Source organism: Neglectibacter timonensis, from assembly GCF_900048895.1.
GTDB classification, from domain to species: domain Bacteria; phylum Bacillota; class Clostridia; order Oscillospirales; family Acutalibacteraceae; genus Acutalibacter; species Acutalibacter timonensis.
On record NZ_LT160639.1, the window covers coordinates 309,572 to 328,000 of the forward strand.

Here is an 18,429-nt window from a genome sequence, read left to right on the forward strand (position 1 = left end):
CCTGCTGAAGACGCCTTTTACTTCCTTTTTTTAAACTTTCAAACGGGGTGGTCCTTTATGAACTTAAAAAAGCAATTTATTTCTCTGCATCTCTATAATTTTCTGTTTTCCCTGCGTATCACCGACGCCGTGTGGGTGGTGTTCCTGCTTGACCGGGGATTTTCACTGGCACAGGTGGGAATCGCTGAGGGTGTATTCCATCTGGTGAGCTTCGTCTGCGAGATTCCCTCCGGCATGGCGGCGGATCTTCTGGGCCGCAAGCGAACCTTGATCGCCGCCGGACTCTGCGGGTCGGCATCCGCTGTTTTTATGGCTTTCAGCACCGACTTCGGCGGTATCTGCCTCTCCATGGCTTTTCAGGCGCTCATGTACAACCTCTGTTCCGGAACCCAGGAGGCCCTGACTTATGACAGTCTGAAGGCAGCAGGCCTGCAGGAACAGTATCTCAAAAGAAACGCCTGGCTGCTGGGACTTTCTCAGACTTCAGCCGCTATCAGCTGCGCTTTGGGCGGGTTGGCGGCCGCGCTGGGCTTTTTTCGGGCTTATGCTGTCTCCGCGCTGCTCAGCGCCGTGTGCGGCGTTACCGCTATGACTCTGACCGAGCCTCTCGTCACGCAAAGCCAACGGCAGCGTGCGGAGCGTCCCTTTTCCGGGCTCGGTCTCCGGCTAAAGGAGCATGTGATCCTTAGCGTCCGGTTTCTCCGGGAGCATCCGCGCACTGCCTGCAAAATCTTCTCAGGTGCGGCCGCCGGCGTGCCCATCTATCTCACTTTCATGTATCTTCAGCAGCATCTGCTGAACAGCGGCCTGCCCAGCGTATTTCTGGGAGGAGCGCTGCTGTTGGTGCGCTTTGCCGGGACAGCAGGCGTAGCGGTTGGCGGAAAGCTGAAAGCACGGCTGTTCCCCTGCGTTATACTATGCGCTGTCTGCAGCGGCATAGGAACGGTCCTCGCCGGTTTTGGCTGGTGGATCCCAGCTCTTTTGGGCGGTATGCTGGCACAGTTCATGGACAGCATCATCGCCTTGCGGCTGGACGCCTCCCTCAATGATGATTTTCCAAGCGACCAAAGGGCCACTCTGGTCAGTGTTGACAGTATGGTGTACAGCTTGCTGATGATTGCCGCCAGCCCGCTTACCGGCGCCGTAGGCGATGCCCTTGGCGCCTCCCGGGCGCTCTGGCTCCTGGGGGGATGCCTTGTGGCCGCCGCTCCTGTTTTCGGGGCCTTCTATCAGTTTCTTCTCCGCAAAAAACGAAACGTGTAATCGCTTTTTTCCAATACAGCCTGTGGGAAATTTTCCGCCCCATCTTTTTTCTTTTGACAAAACGTGCTATGATGGAGAAAATTTGCACTAAAGGGGACGTTTCTATGGCGGGGCTGGATTTGGGAACCATGATGGAACTGCAGGATGAGCTTCAGGAAAAATACAAGGGAAAATGGGAACCCATTCAGCCGGACCGCTCCTATTTCAAACTTCTATGGATGATAGAAGAGATCGGCGAAGTGGTGGCGCTTCTCAAAAAGCGGGGCGAAACCGCCGTTATGGAGGATCCCGTTATACGCGCCCACTTTCTGGAAGAGATGAGCGACGTGCTGATGTACTATGTGGACACGCTGGAGTGCCTGCACGTCACGCCAGAGGAGTTCTCCGAAGCCTATCTCAAAAAACACGACAGAAACATGGGCAGGGATTTTGTCAAAGAACACAGCAGTTATTTGTAATAGCGCAACCCGTGGGATGGAGATCATGAAAGGAGCTGCCAAAAATGGCTAAGCAAAAAAAACAAAAATTGACAGCTGAGCAAAAGAAGGCCCGCCGTGAGGAAGCACGGATTAAAATGAAGCAGGATATCAAAGCACATCCTGTGCTTTTCTCAGCGTACGTCATCTTGCGGGCACTGGTCATTGCAGTGATGGTGCTGCAGATTTTCAACCGGGAGTACTATGATGTGTTCCTGTGTGCCCTGACGCTCACGCTGTTTATGATTCCAAGCTTTGTGGAACGACGCCTGCACATTGACGTGCCCAACACGCTTGAGGTCATTATCCTGCTGTTCATTTTCGCCGCCGAGATTCTGGGAGAAATCCAGGAATACTATCTGATCTTCCCCTTCTGGGATACCATGCTGCACACCATGAACGGATTTCTGATGGCGGCAATCGGCATTGCCATGGTGGATATTTTGAACCGTTCCCACAAGTTCAAGGTGCGTCTTTCCCCGGTGTTTGTGGCAGTAGTGGCCTTTTGCTTCTCCATGACTATCGGTGTGCTGTGGGAATTCTTCGAGTATGGAATGGACTGTTTCTTCCATACCGATATGCAGAAAGATACCTGGGTTTCAGCGATTTCTACGGTGAGCCTAAACCCGGATGGCCGCAATTCAGCAGTATATCTCCCCATTGACAGCGTGGTAGTCAACGGAGAAAAATGGCCCGGTTATCTGGACATCGGGCTGCACGATACCATGAAAGACCTGTTGGTTAACTTTATCGGCGCAGTGACCTTCTCCATCATCGGCATGCTCTACATCATGGGCCGTGGAAAAGGCAAATTTGCTCCTAAATTCATCCCCCGCCTGAAGGAAAATGAGCTGCCGCCGCTGGACAGCGAAAAGCCCGGCCTGCTGGAGCCAATTCCTCTGGGCGCGGAGGATGACGGTCCGCCCCGGGAGGACTGTATCTTCTGCCGTATCGCCGAGGGGGAAGCTTCCAGCTATAAGATTTACGAGGACGAATATACCCTGGCCTTTCTGGATCTTGCAGGGGATGCAGAAGGCCATACCCTGGTGATTCCCAAACAGCATACGGAAAACCTTGTAGAATGCGGAGAGGATACCGCGGCTCATCTGATGGAGACTGTAAAATCGGTTTCTGAACATTATGTAAACTCCTGCGGTTATCAAGGGGTAAACATCCTGAACGCCAGCGGCGAAAGCGCCCAACAGTCCGTACCACACCTGCACTTCCACATCATCCCCCGCAGACGGGACGACGGCTTGAACGCCTGGCCTTCTCTGGGAAAAAATGACAGAGACCTGGCGGAAGTGTGCAGGCAGCTGAGCATGATCTCCCTGCCGAAGGAAGAGGAAAAGGTACAAAAAGGCGGTAAATAGCCGCCGAAGAATAAAGAAAACAAATTGAGGGAGGAATGTTGATTTGGAAACTATCGTTACAACAAAGCAGGGAAGTCTGGAAGGTCTGCTCAGCGAGGACAAACAGACCGTAATTTTCCGGGGGGTTCCCTATGCGCAGCCCCCTGTGGGAGAGCTGCGGTTCCGCAGGCCCCAGGAGCATGCCGCCTGGGAGGGAATCCTGCCCTGCAGGAAATTTGCTCCCCGCTGCCCTCAGGCGGATTTGACAAAAATGGATTTCTATTCCAAGGAATTCTATGACGACATGGTTCCGGAAACAAATGAAGATTGCCTGTACCTGAACATCTGGACGCCTGCCGCTGCGAAACCTGGAGACCGGCTGCCCGTACTGTTCTGGATTCATGGCGGCGCATTTCTGCATGGCTGCGGCAGTGAGAAAGAATTTGACGGCGAAGGCTTTGCGAAAAAAGGCGTGATTCTGGTCACAATCAATTACCGCGTCAATGTCTTCGGCTTTTTCGCCCATCCCCAACTGGAACCGGAAAATGAGGAGGGAGTTTCCGGAAACTATGGGATCCTGGATCAGATCTTCGCGCTGAATTGGGTGCGGCAGAATATTTCCGCATTTGGCGGAGATCCTGACTTGATCACCATAGCCGGTCAGTCTGCCGGCTGTATGAGCGTGCAGACTATCGTATCCTCTCCCCTTGCCGAAGGCATGCTTCAGCGGGCCATATTGCAGAGCGGCGGCGGTCTGAAGGCTCTTCACACCACCCCCTCTAAAGAGGAGCTGTGGGCTATTTCCCAACAATTGATGGAAGAACTCGGTGTAGAGACCATCGCACAGCTTCGCGCAGTACCGGCTGACACGCTGTGTCAGGCTGCATATGCCGTCCTGGATAACAGCGGCCTGCGCTGGACCCCGCACCGCGACGGATATTTGCTGCACGGCACAACAGACGAGATTGCCGAGAGCGGCCGGATCCATCGGATTGACTACATGATCGGCTCTACCGGCAACGATATCGGCGACGGTAAATTGCTGCAGGAAAGCGGCGCCCGTTGGTGTGAGAATCTTTTGAAGCTCGGATTCAGTCCTGCGTATTTCTATTATTTTGATAGGAAACTTCCCGGCGATGATGCCGGCGCATTCCATTCCTGCGAGCTTTGGTACGAGTTTGAAACCTATCCCCGCTGTTGGCGTCCCTGGGAACCCTGTGACCTGGAGTTGTCCCGCATTATGTCTTCCTATTGGGCTAATTTCGTCAAATCGGGGAATCCCAACGGAGAGGGACTGCCTGATTGGAGCGCCTATACCGAATCTCACCGCTCCCCCATAGTGCTGGACGGCAGCCTGGGAGTTCAAAACTGAAGTTTGCCTGTTCCCTATAGAAAGGGATGTCAGCCGCATAAAAATGGCTGACATCCCTTCTTTTTTATTGACAATAATTTACAAAGAGATTATAATGAGATAAATTAAGAATTATTTTTATTTTTTATTTTAGGAGGCAGACAATATGGACATAAAGGCATTTGACAAGATGAATTATGGGCTTTACATCGTCTCCACTAAAAGCGGGGACCAGACCGCCGGATGTGTGGTGAACACCCTCACGCAAGCCACAGTACAGCCCGCCCGCTTGCTGGTGACCATTCATAAGGACAATCAAACGGAACGGCTCATCGAAGAATCCGGCGTTTTTGCCGCAGTGGCTCTTGCACAATCTGCCCAGATGGAGCTGATTGGGGACTTTGGATTCCGGTGCAGCCGGGATTTGGACAAATTTGCCAACTGGGCGCATACGGAGGATGAAAACGCCGTACCTTACCTCACTGAACAAACTGTGGCCCGATATTCCTGCCGGGTGGTGGGCAAGCTGGATGCAGGCACCCACATGGTATTTCTGGGAGAAGTACAGGAGGCTCAAGTGCTCGAGGAAGAAGATGCAATGACCTACGCCTATTATCATCTGGTTAAAAAAGGCCTCACTCCTCCCAAAGCTTCCAGCTACCGGCCGGAACCCGCTGTAAAAGGCTACCGCTGCAAAATCTGCGGATACGTTCTGGAATCAGACACTCTGCCGGAAGATTTCATATGTCCCATCTGCAAACGCGGTTCCGAAGCTTTCGAGCCTGTCTCAGCCGAGTAGAATTTGCCCCGACAGGGGGACAAGGAAAACTCCTGTAAAAAAGCGCCGAACTTGAATAAAAAAGGCCTGGATTTTCGAGAATCCAGGCCTTTTTTCTATAGAAAACTTTCGATCCTACAACTGCACTCAACTGTTGTTAGAACTGCCGGAATTCCCGGAAGGATTGGAAGACGAGGTCATACTCTCATTTTTGCGGTCGGTGAGAATCCTCTCCAGCGTGACAATCAGAGCCAGCACCAACACAATATCTTCGTCAGAGGCGATACTGATCTGGTAGCCCTCTCCGAGAGAAATCCATTTCCGGTGAACGGTAGCGCGCACGTTCTCAGCAGAATCCAGCACGGAAAAATCATGATCCCAAAGGTTTCCACGAATCTGCCAACCTATCTCCGGCGCATCAATCTCCTGGTGAATGGGATGGAACAGCTTGGTACGCACTTCAGTGACCTCTTTTCCATCGATCTCAATAAAATGGGTTTCATGCATGGAGATCACTTTTCTGTGAATATGGGCCAGTTCTTTTCCTTCCATATCATAGAGGGAGGTCTGATTGGTAATTGAAATCGGCTTGCTCCTAATTTGATATTTCTCCGAGCCCTCCATGTCATATACATGGTAGGTATCGTGCAGGCTGAACACTTTTTCTTTCATAAACAATTCCATCGCTCTCTACCCCTTTCCGATATTTCATGTAACTATTGTAGACTTGGATCATTTCCCCTGTCAACAGCAGGGAATTAACTGCGCAAAATCAAGCCGAAAATTCACAAATTCCAACAGATGCCTATAGGTACATAAAAACGAAATCCGCCCAGATCCAACTGGGCGGATTCCTCCTTTTCCTTCAGTTATTTATTTACTGCAGAAAGCGATCTTCTAAAAAACAATAAGGAAGCTTCTTAAGACTTTCTGAAAGCTCACTTGATCTCCTTAGAATCGATCTCCGACACAGCCTTTTCCACAAAGGCTGCCAGAGTCATGGAACCCAGATCTCCTTCTGAGCGGTGCCGGACAGAAATGGTGTTGTTCTCAATATCCTTATCGCCTGCAACAATCATATAAGGCACCTTTTCCAACTGGGCCTCACGAATCTTATATCCTATCTTTTCACTGCGGTCATCAATTTCCACACGCATACCCTTGTCTTCCAATGCTTTCTTGACCTCATAGAGGTAATCCAGATGCCGGTCTGCAATGGGCAGCAGCTTCACCTGTACGGGCGCCAGCCAAAGCGGGAACGCACCGGCATATTTTTCAATCAACAGGGCAAGCGTGCGCTCATAGCAGCCGATAGACGTACGGTGAATAATATAGGGATTTTTCTGGCTGCCGTCCTTATCGGTATACTCCATACCGAATTTTTCCGCCAACATCTGATCAATTTGGATGGTGATGAGCGTATCTTCCTTACCGAACACGTTCTTGATCTGAATATCCAGCTTGGGGCCATAGAAGGCGGCCTCGTCGATGCCGATGGAATAAGGAATTTCCAGATGATCCAGAATCTTTTTCATCACACCCTGTGCCTCGTCCCACTGCTCCGTGGTGCCGATATACTTTTCCCGGTTGTTGGGATCCCACTGGGAGAAGCGGTAGGAAACATCCTCATACAAGCCCAGCGTTTTCAGCATAAACGTTGTAAGCTCCAGACAGCTTTTGAATTCATCCTCCAGCTGATCCGGGCGGCACATCAGATGGCCTTCGGAAATGGTGAATTGACGCACGCGAATCAGCCCGTGCATTTCGCCGCTGGCCTCGTTTCGGAACAGGGTGGAGGTTTCGTCATAACGCAGGGGCAGGTCGCGGTAGGAACGCTTTTTGTTGAGATACGCCTGATACTGGAAGGGGCAGGTCATGGGACGCAGCGCAAATACTTCCTTATCCTTTTCTGGATCTCCCAGCACAAACATTCCATCCAGATAGTGATCCCAATGGCCGGAAAGCTTATAGAGGTCGCTCTTTGCCATAAAAGGAGTCTTGGTCAGCAGCCATCCCCGCTTCTGCTCCTCGTCTTCTACAAACCGCTGCAGCAGCTGTACGATTCGTGCGCCCTTAGGGAGCAGGATGGGCAGACCTTGGCCCACCAGATCACAAGTGGTAAACAGTTCCAGTTCGCGCCCCAATTTGTTATGGTCCCTCTTCTTGGCTTCCTCCATCTTCTGCAGATGTTCCTCCAGCAGAGACTGTTTTGGGAAGGAGACACCGTAGATGCGGGTAAGCATTTTTTTGGCGGAATCCCCCCTCCAATAAGCGCCTGTAATGGCTGTCAACTTTACAGCCTTTACTACCCCCGTACTCATCAGGTGCGGGCCTGCGCACAGGTCTTCAAAATCCCCCTGGCGGTAGAAGCTGATCTTTTCACCGTTTCCGGCATGCTCGTCAATGAGTTCCTGTTTGTATTCCTGCCCCGCCATCTCCCGGCGTGCCTCCTCGGGAGAGAACTCGAAGCGTTCAATGGCAATATCTTCTTTAATGATCTTTTTCATCTCGTCTTCAAGCTTCGGCAAATCCTCCATGGAGATGGGAGAAGGCAGATCAAAATCATAATAGAAACCGGTATCTACCGAGGGGCCGATGGCAAATTTCGTACCAGGATACAACCTCTGTACCGCCTGCGCCAGAATATGGGAGGTGGTATGCCAGTAGGCCTTTTTCCCGTCTTCAATTTCAAAAGTAAGAATTTCCAAAGCGCAGTCCTCAGTAATCGGGGTGCGCAGATCGCAGGTTTTACCGTCAATACGGGCGGCACAGGCTGATTTATAGAGCCCCATGCCGATAGATTTCGCCACCTGGGCAGGCGTAATCCCGCTTTCGAATTCCTTCACTTGTCCCTTCAGGTCGATCTTTACCATAGCTTCCGCCATCCTTTCCGCCGGGTTTGGCATAAAAAATGCCTGCCCCAGCAAATTCTGGGGCAGGCATCGAAGTTTAAAATTTCTCGATAACCCGCGGTTCCACCCGGATTCAAAGCACCCCATCTGCGGGATACTTCCTCATTCGGCCCATAACGGAGCCACCCGGCCAGCCTTAAGCAATAAACAATTTCTAAAAAAACTTTCTGCGATCGGCTGCTGCTCAAAGGCGGTACCCTTTCCCACTTTTGCTGCATGTGCTTTCAGCCGGTGACACATGCTCTCTTTCGCAGAAGCCCTGAGAAAAGATTTCCTTATCAACGCATTTTTATTTTGTTGTGGCCTATCATAGCACCAGGCATTCGCTTTGTCAAGCCGGAACTCACAATTTTCCCCGGTCTATTTTCTCCTCTGCGCCGGGAATAAAATCTTACAATTTTCTTGACAAGCATCATAGAGAGGGGATACAATTATATGCAGAATGCACTTGGTGTGCTTGATCGATATTTTTTCCTTGTTTATTTTTATTGATGCATTTTTCTTATAGATGTAGTTCCACAGTTAAATAAAGAAAGAATTTTGACGAAGCTGCCATGCATTTTTGGGATGCATTCTGCGTCTCAACCCCTGAATTATCTGAATTTATCTCTATGAAACATGAAAAAAAGGAGGTGCCCAATTGGGCGAAATTGCTGTATGGCTATGCATCGTCATTGCGGTCGCTGCAGCAGCGGCCGCCGGCGCAGCAGCATTTTTTCTGGGTGTCACTCACAGAAAAAACCAGGCGGAAGCAGCTATAGGATCTGCTGAGCAGGAAGCAAAGCGCATCGTGAGCGACGCCATCAAGACTGCAGAAGCCAAAAAGAAAGAAATTGTGCTCGAGGGAAAAGACGAAATCCACCGTATGCGGGATGACTCCGAAAAGGAACTGGCCAACCGGCGCAAAGAGATTCAGCACCAAGAACGCCGGATTCTGCAAAAAGAGGAGAGTCTGGAAAAAAAGCTCGAGAACATGGAGCGCAAAGAGGACCAGATCGATCAAAAGAACAAGAAGGCCGAGGAACGTCTGAAGGAAGCCGAGGCCGTGAAAAAAAGCCAGTTTGACATGCTGGAGAAAATTTCTTCCTTCTCCGTAGAACAGGCGAAGGAATACCTGTTGAACAACCTGGAAAGCGAGCTGACCCATGAAAAGGCCGTCAAGGTCATGGAATATGAGCAGCAGACCAAGGAAGACTGTGAAAAATCGGCAAGAGAAATCATTTCCCTCGCCATTCAGCGCTGCGCGGCCGACCATGTATCGGAAGCCGCCATCAGCGTGGTACCCCTGCCCAACGATGAGATGAAAGGCCGGATTATCGGGCGTGAGGGCCGTAATATCCGCGCAATCGAGACCTTGACCGGCGTGGACCTGATCATCGACGATACGCCGGAAGCCATCACGCTTTCCAGCTTTGAACCTGTCCGCCGTGAGGTTGCCCGCATTGCACTGGAAAAGCTGATTTCAGACGGACGCATCCATCCTACCAGAATTGAAGAAACCGTGGAAAAAGCCCGCCGCGAGGTGGACGCAACCATTAAGGCGGAAGGCGAACGCGCCGTGCTGGAGGTGGGTGTAAACGGCGTCCATCATGAGCTAGTAAAGCTGCTGGGCCGGCTGCGTTACCGTACAAGCTATGGTCAGAACGTTTTGAACCATTCTCTGGAAGTGGCTTATCTTGCGGGCATGATGGCATCCGAGCTGGGGTTGGATCCCACTGTGGCTAAGCGCGCCGGACTGCTCCATGATATCGGCAAAGCTCTGGATCATGAGATTGAAGGCTCCCATGTAGAAATCGGCGTGGATGTGGCCAGAAAATACCGCGAAAGCGAAGCTGTCGTACATGCCATCGCCGCACATCACGGCGATGTGGAGGCTAAAACCATAATTGCCTGTCTTGTGCAGGCTGCCGACGCCATTTCGGCGGCCAGGCCCGGCGCCCGGCGTGAAAACCTGGAAAATTATATTAAGCGCCTGGAAAAGCTGGAAGAAGTGGCCTCCTCATTTGAGGGTGTGGAAAGCTGCTACGCCATTCAGGCCGGCCGCGAAATCCGCATCATGGTAAGGCCAGAGGTGGTTAGCGATGAAAAAATGACGCTGCTGGCACGGGAGATTTGTAAAAAAATCGAAGCGGACCTGGATTATCCGGGACAGATTAAGGTCAATATGATCCGGGAGAGCAGAACCATCGATTATGCGAAGTAATTGTCCCAGTCTTTCTATCCTTCGGTAAACTGGGCAGACATCTGTAAAAAAGGAAATGGGGCGCAACCTGCGATGGGGCGTCCCATTTTTACAATTTTCAAAACCCCGGGGAAAGGATGCTGGGATACCATGCGAAGTGAACGGGAAATGTATGAGCTGATCCTCCGGTTCGCGGAAGAAGACGAGAATATCCGTGCAGTCATTCTCAATGGCTCAAGGGCAAATCCGGAGGCCTCCTTAGACCGCCTCCGTGATTATGACATTGTCTATCTTGTCACCGACGTAGCGCCCTATAAGCAGGGAGATATTTCCGGGGCGTTTGGGGAATTGCTCGTCATGGAGCGCACCGACGAATCAGAGCTGTACAACGAACATCTGCCGGACTGCGCGGTCTACCTGATGCAGTTTGCAGATGGAAACCGTATCGATCTAACCGTTGCAAAGCGGGAAGACTATCACGGCTATTGCTTTGACGACAAATTGAGCATCGTACTGTTGGATAAAGACCGGGTACTGCCTTCTCTTCCCCCGCCGGACGGCAGTTCTCACTATATTCATAAGCCCACCCTGCGGCTGTTCGAAGAATGCCGTACTGAATTTTGGTGGACAGCGCCCTATGTGTCTAAAGCGCTGCTGCGCGGCCAGCTTTCCTATGCGCAGAATCATTTGGAAATCTGTACCCGCAGCATGCTGCGGCTGATGCTCGGATGGCTGGCTGGGGCTAGGCATGGATTTACTTTTTCCCTTGGAAAATACGGCGACGCGCTGGCACCGTATCTTCCAGGCGGTTTTTGGGAACGCTATCAGCGTACCTATCCCCGATGGGACCACGAGGAAATTTGGGAAGCGCTGCTCAACGCCTGTTCCCTGTTTTCCGATGCCAGCGCCGCGGCAGCGGAAAAGCTGGGCTTTCCCTGCGACAGGACTCTGGACAGGCGCGTCGTCGCTTTTCTTCAGGAAGGCCAGCCCTTCGTCGCCCGCTTGGCTCCGGAGGAGAGCTGGAACAGCGAGTTGTCCCGCCAAATTGCCAAGCACGGAGGCCCGCCGCTTCCGTTTACAAAAACAGAAGGGAGATAGAGTACATGGTTCATATTCTCTGTATCGGGGACGTGGTGGGAAGCGCCGGCTGTGAATTTCTTCGGGCCCATCTTCCCTCTCTCCGAAAACAAAAGGACATCGATCTCGTCATTGCGAACGGCGAGAATTCAGCGGATGGGAACGGCATTACGCCGGTTTCCGCCCAATACCTGTTTGACAGCGGCGTCGATGTGATCACCGCGGGAAACCACACCTTCCGCCGGAGGGAATCTTACGACACCTTCGACAGTTGTGAAACGCTGATCCGTCCTGCGAACTTTCCCATGGGCGCACCGGGAAAAGGACTCTGTATCGTGGATATGGGCCGGATTCAGATAGCTGTGATCAATCTGCTGGGGACCGTTTACATGGAAAGTATGCAGTCCCCCTTTGACGCGCTTGACGAGCTTCTGAAAACGCCGGAACTGCCCAAACTCTGCGTAGTTGATTTTCATGCAGAGGCCACCGGGGAAAAACGCGCATTTGGCTACTGGGCTGACGGGCGGGCCACTGCCGTGTTCGGCACCCACACCCATGTGCAGACTGCCGACGAATGTATTCTTCCCTGCGGAACGGGATACATTACAGATGTGGGAATGACCGGCCCCATCGAATCCGTTCTGGGAGTGAAGCCGGAACTCATCATCAGAAAGCTCCGCTCCAAAATGCCCGTCCGTTTTGAAAATGCGCCCGGTCCCTGCAGGATGGACTGTATTCTATTCACCGCCGAGGAAAAAACCGGCCTGTGCACCGCGGTGGAACGGCTTTCTTTGCGCTAGGGAGGCGCCGCATCAATCCGGCGCCCGAATTTTGAGGCAAGTTCAGAAAAATGCCGGAGAAAAACTGCCCTAAGGTTTTTTCGACCCAGAAATGTCCAAAATCCGTTCACAGAATGGACGCTGGGATATCCGGCGCGATTTGATCAGTTTTTACCCGGAAATCCGCCGGCTGATCGCCGGCACTGTTCGCCCTTCAGAAATTGTATTTCCCACCAGATTCCAAAAGATGTAATGATTGTAATTTATCTTTTGGTATGCTACAATGATTATATACGTTTCAAAGCACAACGATTCTAGTATGGTTAAGGATGTGTTACCCGTGATTCTAGGCAGTCAGCTGAAAAACGCGATGATATCAGGATCGAACAATATCTCCAGGTACAAAAAGCAGGTCAACGATTTGAACATCTTTCCCGTGCCGGACGGCGACACAGGTACCAATATGTCCATGACCATCGGCGCAGCTGCCGACGAGCTGAAAAAGCTCCCGGACAGCGCTCCTGCCTCAGAGGTTGCCAAGGTTGCCGCCTCTTCCATGCTGCGGGGCGCCCGCGGCAATTCCGGCGTCATCCTCTCCCTGCTGTTCCGGGGATTTTCCAAGGGATTGGCCGGAAAGACAGAGGTGGATTCCGAGGATATTGTAAACGCCCTGGAAATCGGCGTGGAAGAGGCTTATAAAGCTGTGATGAAGCCTACGGAGGGCACCATGCTCACGGTTGCCCGGGTAGCGGCTGAACGGGCCAGAGAAGCGTTGGAGCTGGACAGCGATCCCGTTCAAATCTGGGACGCAGTCTGCATAGGCGCAGCGGAAGCGTTGGAGGAAACTCCGGAACTGCTGCCGGTTTTAAAAAAAGCAGGCGTAGTGGATGCCGGAGGTCAGGGTGTCTGCCTGATCTTCGAGGGAATGCTCAGCGTATTCCGCAGCGGCGTCATTCTCGAGTCCGGCCTTACCGAGGAAGAAAAGGCCGAAGAGACAGCGGAATTCTTCCGGAATGTGGCTGCGGAATTTGACAGTGAAATCACCTTCACCTACTGCACCGAGTTCATCGTGGGCAGGGATCCTGAGATTGAAAAGGATCCGCTTGACCTGCGCCTTTTCCTGGAGACCATCGGCGACTGTGTGGTGGTTGTGGACGACGAAGAGATCATCAAGACCCACGTGCATACGGAGAACCCCGGGGATGCTCTGCAGGCCGCCCTGCAGTATGGCCAGCTGCTCACCGTAAAAATTGAGAACATGAAAGAACAGCACCGCAAGGCGGCAGAGGAAAATGAAGCCGCCAAAGCAGCCGCCGGTATTTTGGATATCCCTGAGCCTTCCCGTCTGGAGCCTCAGGAACCCACAGAAGAAATGGGCTTTGTCTCAGTTGCGGCCGGAGAGGGGCTCAAAGGATTGTTCCTGGATTTGGGCTGTTCCACCGTGGTAAGCGGCGGGCAGACCATGAACCCCAGCACAGAGGATATCCTGGAGGCCGTGCTCGCCACACCTGCCAAAAAAGTCTTTGTGCTGCCCAACAATAAGAATATCATTCTCGCCGCGGAACAGACCATTCCCCTGGCTACGGATCGGGAAGTGGTAGTGATTCCCACCAAAACCATTCCCCAGGGACTTTCCGCCATGCTGGCTTTTGATCCCGATGCAGACGCGGAAGTCAACCGGGAGGCCATGTTGGAGGCTGCCGGGAACGTGGATACGGGTTTGGTCACCTTTGCCGCCCGCGATTCCGAATTCGGCGGACATACCATCCATCACGGAGATATCCTCGGCCTCTGCAACGGCAAGCTGGAATATATCGAGAAGGATCCCGTAGCGGCTTGTGCCCGGGTGGCTCGTTCCTTTACCAGTAAACACACCTCCTTTATCACCCTGATCTACGGCGAAGGCATCACCGACGAACAGGCGGAGGAGGCAAAGCGCGTCTTGGCTTCCAAGATCCATTCCGATGTGGAGATCACCTTGGTAAACGGCGGTCAGCCTGTCTATTATTTCATCATCTCCGTCGAATAAATATTTTCGCCCCAGCCGTTCTTAAGGGACACCATGGTCATGCGCTGCCGGACAGAATCTCAAGAAACCTTTCTCTCGGGGAAGGTTTCTTTTGTTAAGGAAAAAAGCCTGCCAGCCAAGAGGAAAAAATCTGTCGGCTCCGGGACAAAAAAAACGATGGCATACCAAAATGAAACCTACCGCCCGTATAGAGAAACTGCTTTCCTCTTTTCGCGGCAGAGCTTTCGTTTTTCAAAAAATCAAGATCAAAAAACAGTGAAAACAGGCCAGAAGGAGGCGCGGCTATGCCGTCCCTGTTCGAAATGGAAATTACCAAACTGAAGGGCGTAGGAGAAAAACGCGCCGCCCTTTACAGGAAGCTGGGCGCTCCCACGGTGGGTGATCTGCTGCGGCTGTATCCCCGCGCCTATGAGGATTGGAGCGAACCCACGCCTATCCGGGATACCGTTCTGAATGAAATCAATGTAGTACATGCCACCGTCGTGAAAGCACCCACCGAGCATCGGGTAAAGGGCGGTATGCTGCTGTATAAAACTGTTGTGACAGACGGAGAATCCGATCTTGCGCTTACCTTCTTCAACAACCGCTATATCCCGTCCCTTCTGAGAGAAGGACAGGATTATGTGTTTCGCGGTAAGGTCACAGGTTCCTTTTTCAAGCGCGAGATGCTCTCTCCGGAATTTCTGCCCATATCAAAAAGCCTTTCCATTGTCCCGGTCTATCCGGCCACGCAGGGGCTCACTTCCCGCATCATCTCCTCTGCCATGCAAAACGCCCTGCTCCTGCTTCCTCAAACCCTGCGCGACCCTATCCCCGATGCCCTGCGCAGCCAATATCGGCTGTGCCACCTGGGTTTTGCCCTGGAACACATCCATTTTCCAAAATCCGAAGCGGAGCTTGACGTGGCCCGCTACCGGCTGATCTTTGAGGAGTTTCTGGTGCTTCAGCTGGGGCTGATGCGTATCAAAAGAGGGCGGAAGGAGAAAAACCTGCATCCGCTGCCAAACAGGTTCCCGGCGGAATTCGAAAAGCTGCTTCCCTTCTCCCTGACCAATGCCCAGAGACGGGCCATCTCAGAGGCAATTTCCGATATGGCGGGGGATTCCCCCATGAACCGGCTGATTCAGGGAGACGTGGGCAGCGGCAAAACTGCTGTTGCGGCCGCCCTGTGCTGGTGTGTGGTCTCCGCCGGCATGCAGGCCGCCATGATGGCGCCCACGGAAATTCTGGCGGCTCAGCACTTTACATCCCTTTCCAGCCTGCTGGAGCCTGCCGGAATCCGCGTTGCCCTGCTCACAGGGTCAGTAAAAGCGGCAGAGAAAAGGAAGCTCTATGCCTCCCTGGAGGCCGGGGAGATCGACCTGATCATCGGTACCCATGCGCTGCTCAGTGAGGGTGTGGCATTCCGGGATCTGGGCCTTGTGATCACGGACGAGCAGCACCGTTTCGGGGTAGGACAACGCTCCGCCCTTGCCCAAAAAGGGACTTCCCCTCATTTTCTGGTGATGAGCGCCACCCCTATTCCCCGTACACTGGCCCTGATGATGTACGGGGATTTGGATATTTCCGTGTTGGATGAGCTTCCACCGGGAAGGCAGAAGATCGAGACCTATCTGATTGACTCCAAAAAGCGCGTACGGGCGTTCGGTTTTGTACAGAAGCATTTGGACGAGGGACGGCAGGGATATCTCATTTGCCCGCTGATTGAAGAGGATGAGACTGGGCTTGCCAGCGTCAAAGAATACGCCGGACTGGTAAAGGACTGTTTCCCCCATGCGTCTGTAGGTATCCTCCATGGAAAGATGAAGCCTGCGGAAAAAGACGCGGTGATGAAGGAGTTTTCAGAGGGAGCCCTGCAGCTTCTGGTCTCCACCACAGTGGTGGAAGTGGGGGTGGATGTTCCCAATGCCGTGATTATGCTGATAGAAAACGCGGAACGGTACGGCCTATCCCAGCTTCACCAGCTGCGAGGGCGCATCGGGAGAGGCAGCTTTCAGTCCACCTGCATTCTGGTGACGGATATTCAGAATGAAGATACCCTCAAACGTCTGAAGCTCTTCCGGGATACCAGCGACGGCTTCCAAATTGCCGACGCCGATTTAAAGCTGCGGGGTCCTGGAGACTTCTTTGGACAGCGCCAGCACGGATTGCCCCAGCTCACCATAGCCGACATGAGCAGCGATCTGGAAGTGCTGAAAAAAGCCCAGGAATGCGCCCGGGAAATCATGTCCAAAAATGTCCTGGACGCCGAGGAATACCGGGGCCTGCGCGCTGAAATGCGCCGTCTGTTTGCAAAAACCGGCAGTGACAACGTGGTGCTGTAACGCTCTGACAAGGTTCGAAGAAGCCGAAAAGGGAGCTCAAAGGGAATTGTTAAAGATGTCTGGATACGATGAATTTGCATAAGGGATAGGGCTTCCCGACGCCGTCATCTGAAAAATGCGGAGAAAAGTTTCAAGACCATATAAAGCAGAGACGTTCCAAAGAAAAAAACGGAATAGCCATTTGCGGCTATTCCGTTTTTTGTAAAAGGGCCGCATTTCCTCTCTCACTTCCTTACGTGAGGGCAGAAAACGCGGCTCTCTTTCGATGCCACTTACATATCCCGAAAACGTTTGACCCTTCTCAACTGTTTCTGTTTCTTCCGATAAAGCAGCATCAGAATAATATAAACGACGACCAGCACTAGAATAACCGCCATGACGATGAGAAACCAAGGCGCTGTAAAAAGAGACTTTCCCTGGGTAAAAATGGTGATCACCGGGCTTCGCTCCACAGATTCTGAGGCCACCAGTGGAATGGTGGCAATCACCTCATCCGCATAAGAGAGCGTGGCGGTTCCTACCTGTTCTCCCTTTTTGATGGGCGCCTGAACGCTTTCCGGCACGTTGCACTGGATGGTCACGCTAGATTTATTTACAGCTTTTGGAAGCAGTGCGCTGGCATTGTCTCCGGCCACCAGCTGCAGCGTATCCTTCCGGTAGGCATATTCCAGCTTCACCTCTCCCAGCAGATCTCCCTGGGCGGCCACTGTCTTCTTTTCCAGATTTAAAAGCGCCCAGCGGAACAGTTCCCTGGAGTCCGCCATCTCTCCGTGATAGTCGATGTCATTTCCTTCGCTGTCCAACATCGGACTGCCCATCGCCACACAAATGTATGTGTATCCGTCAGCCGTGGCCGACGACACAATGCAATAGCCTGCCTCGTTCAAAGAACCGGTCTTGATGCCGGTAGTATAGGTGTAAAAATAGTTGTTCCCGTCATTGTCCTCATAGTTGTTGAACATTTTGTTGGTGGAGTAAAACGTCTGCTCCTCCCTCATGTTGGTGGCGGCCAGGTCATAGGCCGGGGTGCCTGTGATCTGGGCAAAATTGGGCAGCCCCAGTGCATAGCGGGTGATACGGTACAGATCCCGCGCAGTGGCATAATGGTCGGGATGATACAGGCCGTGCGGGTTCATGAAATGTGTGTTCTCGCAGCCCAGTTCTTCTGCTTTTTCATTCATCAGCTTCACAAAATAGGTGTTGCTGTAATCCGTGGGGTCTTGGCCTGAGTCCCACTCGGCAGCCCCTTCTCCTCCGGCGTTGGTATCCTCCTCACTGCCCGCCTCCAAGCCGCTGTCTGAATTTTCCGTACCGGCTGCATTCTCCCCGGTTTCACCAGAACCGCCGTCCGGCTGAGTGGAATCCACACCGCTTCCCTCTTCGCCGGATTCCGCGGAAGAGCTGGGAAGGGCACCTGCCGCATGAAGCTCGTTTACATAATTTGCCAGCAGAAGCGCAGCGTCGTTCGCAGAAGGCACCATCAGCAGATAGAGCAGCTGTAATCCCGTCAGCTTTTCTCCTGCCATAATGTCCGCCGTAGAGCTGTAGGTTCCCTCCAGCTCATCCAGCACAGCTTCCGATGCAGTAATCACCGTATTTTCGATATCAGGGATATTTTCATAAGCCACAATAAAGGTCATGATCTTCGTCAGCGATGCCATAGGACGCTTCTCATCGGGATTCTGGGCATAGGCCACCGAATCCGTATCCAGATTGACCAATAAAAGCGACTCGCAGTGGGGGCCGCCTCCGTCCTTCTCCCAGGTATAGGGGAAGCCTTCGGCGGAAACGGGCAAGGCCGCTGTGGTCAGCAATAAACAAACAGCCAAAAATATGGCTGTAATTCTCTTTCGTTTCATCATGTACTCTCCCGCAGTTTTGTGTTACAATTTAGTATACTATTTAC

The 18,429-nt window shown here is 52.4% G+C and carries 12 protein-coding genes and 2 pseudogenes; 11 read left to right on the top strand and 3 right to left on the bottom strand.

Going from position 1 to position 18,429, the window contains the following annotated elements:
• Positions 1-57: 57 nt before the first annotated feature.
• The 6 genes and pseudogenes from BN3911_RS06530 to BN3911_RS06550 all read left to right on the top strand — a co-directional run bounded on the left by BN3911_RS06530 (position 58) and on the right by BN3911_RS06550 (position 5,241).
• Entirely contained in the window at positions 58-1,263 is a 1,206-nt protein-coding gene (locus tag BN3911_RS06530) for an MFS transporter (protein WP_066863017.1), read from the top strand.
• Positions 1,264-1,367: 104 nt separating this feature from the next.
• Positions 1,368-1,721: a nucleotide pyrophosphohydrolase gene (locus tag BN3911_RS06535; protein ID WP_066863019.1), complete on the top strand. Its 354-nt coding sequence runs from the start codon at positions 1,368-1,370 to the stop codon at positions 1,719-1,721.
• Positions 1,722-1,837: 116 nt separating this feature from the next.
• Positions 1,838-2,590 (top strand): annotated as a pseudogene (locus tag BN3911_RS17830) (DUF2238 domain-containing protein); the annotation flags it as partial.
• Between the two features lie 87 nt (positions 2,591-2,677).
• Positions 2,678-3,112, top strand: coding sequence for an HIT family protein (locus BN3911_RS17835; protein ID WP_276778510.1), 435 nt, complete (start codon positions 2,678-2,680; stop codon positions 3,110-3,112).
• 43 nt (positions 3,113-3,155) lie between these two features.
• Positions 3,156-4,463, top strand: coding sequence for a carboxylesterase/lipase family protein (locus BN3911_RS06545; protein ID WP_066863024.1), 1,308 nt, complete (start codon positions 3,156-3,158; stop codon positions 4,461-4,463).
• A 145-nt stretch (positions 4,464-4,608) separates the two neighbouring features.
• A complete protein-coding gene (locus BN3911_RS06550; RefSeq protein WP_066863027.1) occupies positions 4,609-5,241 on the top strand; it encodes a flavin reductase in 633 nt (210 codons plus the stop codon).
• 126 nt (positions 5,242-5,367) lie between these two features.
• Here the strand turns inward: BN3911_RS06550 and BN3911_RS06555 are convergent, their stop codons facing one another.
• Both BN3911_RS06555 and thrS read right to left on the bottom strand, forming a co-directional pair.
• Positions 5,368-5,904 (bottom strand): LURP-one-related/scramblase family protein, encoded by a 537-nt coding sequence (locus BN3911_RS06555; RefSeq protein ID WP_066863030.1) that lies wholly within the window; start codon positions 5,902-5,904, stop codon positions 5,368-5,370.
• Between the two features lie 254 nt (positions 5,905-6,158).
• On the bottom strand, positions 6,159-8,093 hold the full coding sequence (gene thrS / locus BN3911_RS06560; RefSeq protein WP_066863033.1) for a threonine--tRNA ligase: 1,935 nt from the start codon (positions 8,091-8,093) through the stop codon (positions 6,159-6,161).
• Between the two features lie 688 nt (positions 8,094-8,781).
• On the opposite strand from thrS, the gene rny reads away from it, so the two are divergent.
• The 5 genes and pseudogenes from rny to recG form a co-directional block, all read left to right on the top strand.
• Positions 8,782-10,335, top strand: a complete 1,554-nt coding sequence (gene rny / locus BN3911_RS06565; protein ID WP_066864248.1) for a ribonuclease Y — start codon at positions 8,782-8,784, stop codon at positions 10,333-10,335.
• A gap of 129 nt (positions 10,336-10,464) precedes the next feature.
• Positions 10,465-11,412 (top strand): aminoglycoside 6-adenylyltransferase, encoded by a 948-nt coding sequence (locus BN3911_RS06570; protein WP_187127697.1) that lies wholly within the window; start codon positions 10,465-10,467, stop codon positions 11,410-11,412.
• 5 nt (positions 11,413-11,417) lie between these two features.
• A complete protein-coding gene (locus BN3911_RS06575; protein ID WP_066863038.1) occupies positions 11,418-12,191 on the top strand; it encodes a TIGR00282 family metallophosphoesterase in 774 nt (257 codons plus the stop codon).
• A gap of 319 nt (positions 12,192-12,510) precedes the next feature.
• Positions 12,511-14,199 carry a DAK2 domain-containing protein gene (locus tag BN3911_RS06580; RefSeq protein WP_066863040.1) on the top strand — a complete coding sequence of 563 codons (1,689 nt, stop codon included), beginning with the start codon at positions 12,511-12,513 and terminating at the stop codon, positions 14,197-14,199.
• Positions 14,200-14,477: 278 nt separating this feature from the next.
• Positions 14,478-16,523, top strand: a pseudogene (gene recG / locus BN3911_RS06585) (ATP-dependent DNA helicase RecG); the annotation flags it as partial.
• Between the two features lie 272 nt (positions 16,524-16,795).
• On the opposite strand, the gene BN3911_RS06590 reads toward recG, so the two are convergent.
• Positions 16,796-18,382: a D-alanyl-D-alanine carboxypeptidase family protein gene (locus BN3911_RS06590; RefSeq protein ID WP_066863045.1), complete on the bottom strand. Its 1,587-nt coding sequence runs from the start codon at positions 18,380-18,382 to the stop codon at positions 16,796-16,798.
• Positions 18,383-18,429: the final 47 nt, after the last annotated feature.

Excerpts from the sequence above, each read along its gene's own strand:
- BN3911_RS06575 (WP_066863038.1), top strand. The coding sequence starts at position 11,418 with ATGGTTCATATTCTCTGTATCGGGGACGTGGTGGGAAGCGCCGGCTGT.
- BN3911_RS06570 (WP_187127697.1), top strand. The coding sequence starts at position 10,465 with ATGCGAAGTGAACGGGAAATGTATGAGCTGATCCTCCGGTTCGCGGAA.
- BN3911_RS06550 (WP_066863027.1), top strand. The coding sequence starts at position 4,609 with ATGGACATAAAGGCATTTGACAAGATGAATTATGGGCTTTACATCGTC.
- BN3911_RS06555 (WP_066863030.1), bottom strand. The coding sequence starts at position 5,904 with ATGGAATTGTTTATGAAAGAAAAAGTGTTCAGCCTGCACGATACCTAC.
- BN3911_RS06530 (WP_066863017.1), top strand. The coding sequence starts at position 58 with ATGAACTTAAAAAAGCAATTTATTTCTCTGCATCTCTATAATTTTCTG.
- thrS (WP_066863033.1), bottom strand. The coding sequence starts at position 8,093 with ATGGTAAAGATCGACCTGAAGGGACAAGTGAAGGAATTCGAAAGCGGG.
- BN3911_RS06535 (WP_066863019.1), top strand. The coding sequence starts at position 1,368 with ATGGCGGGGCTGGATTTGGGAACCATGATGGAACTGCAGGATGAGCTT.
- BN3911_RS06590 (WP_066863045.1), bottom strand. The coding sequence starts at position 18,382 with ATGAAACGAAAGAGAATTACAGCCATATTTTTGGCTGTTTGTTTATTG.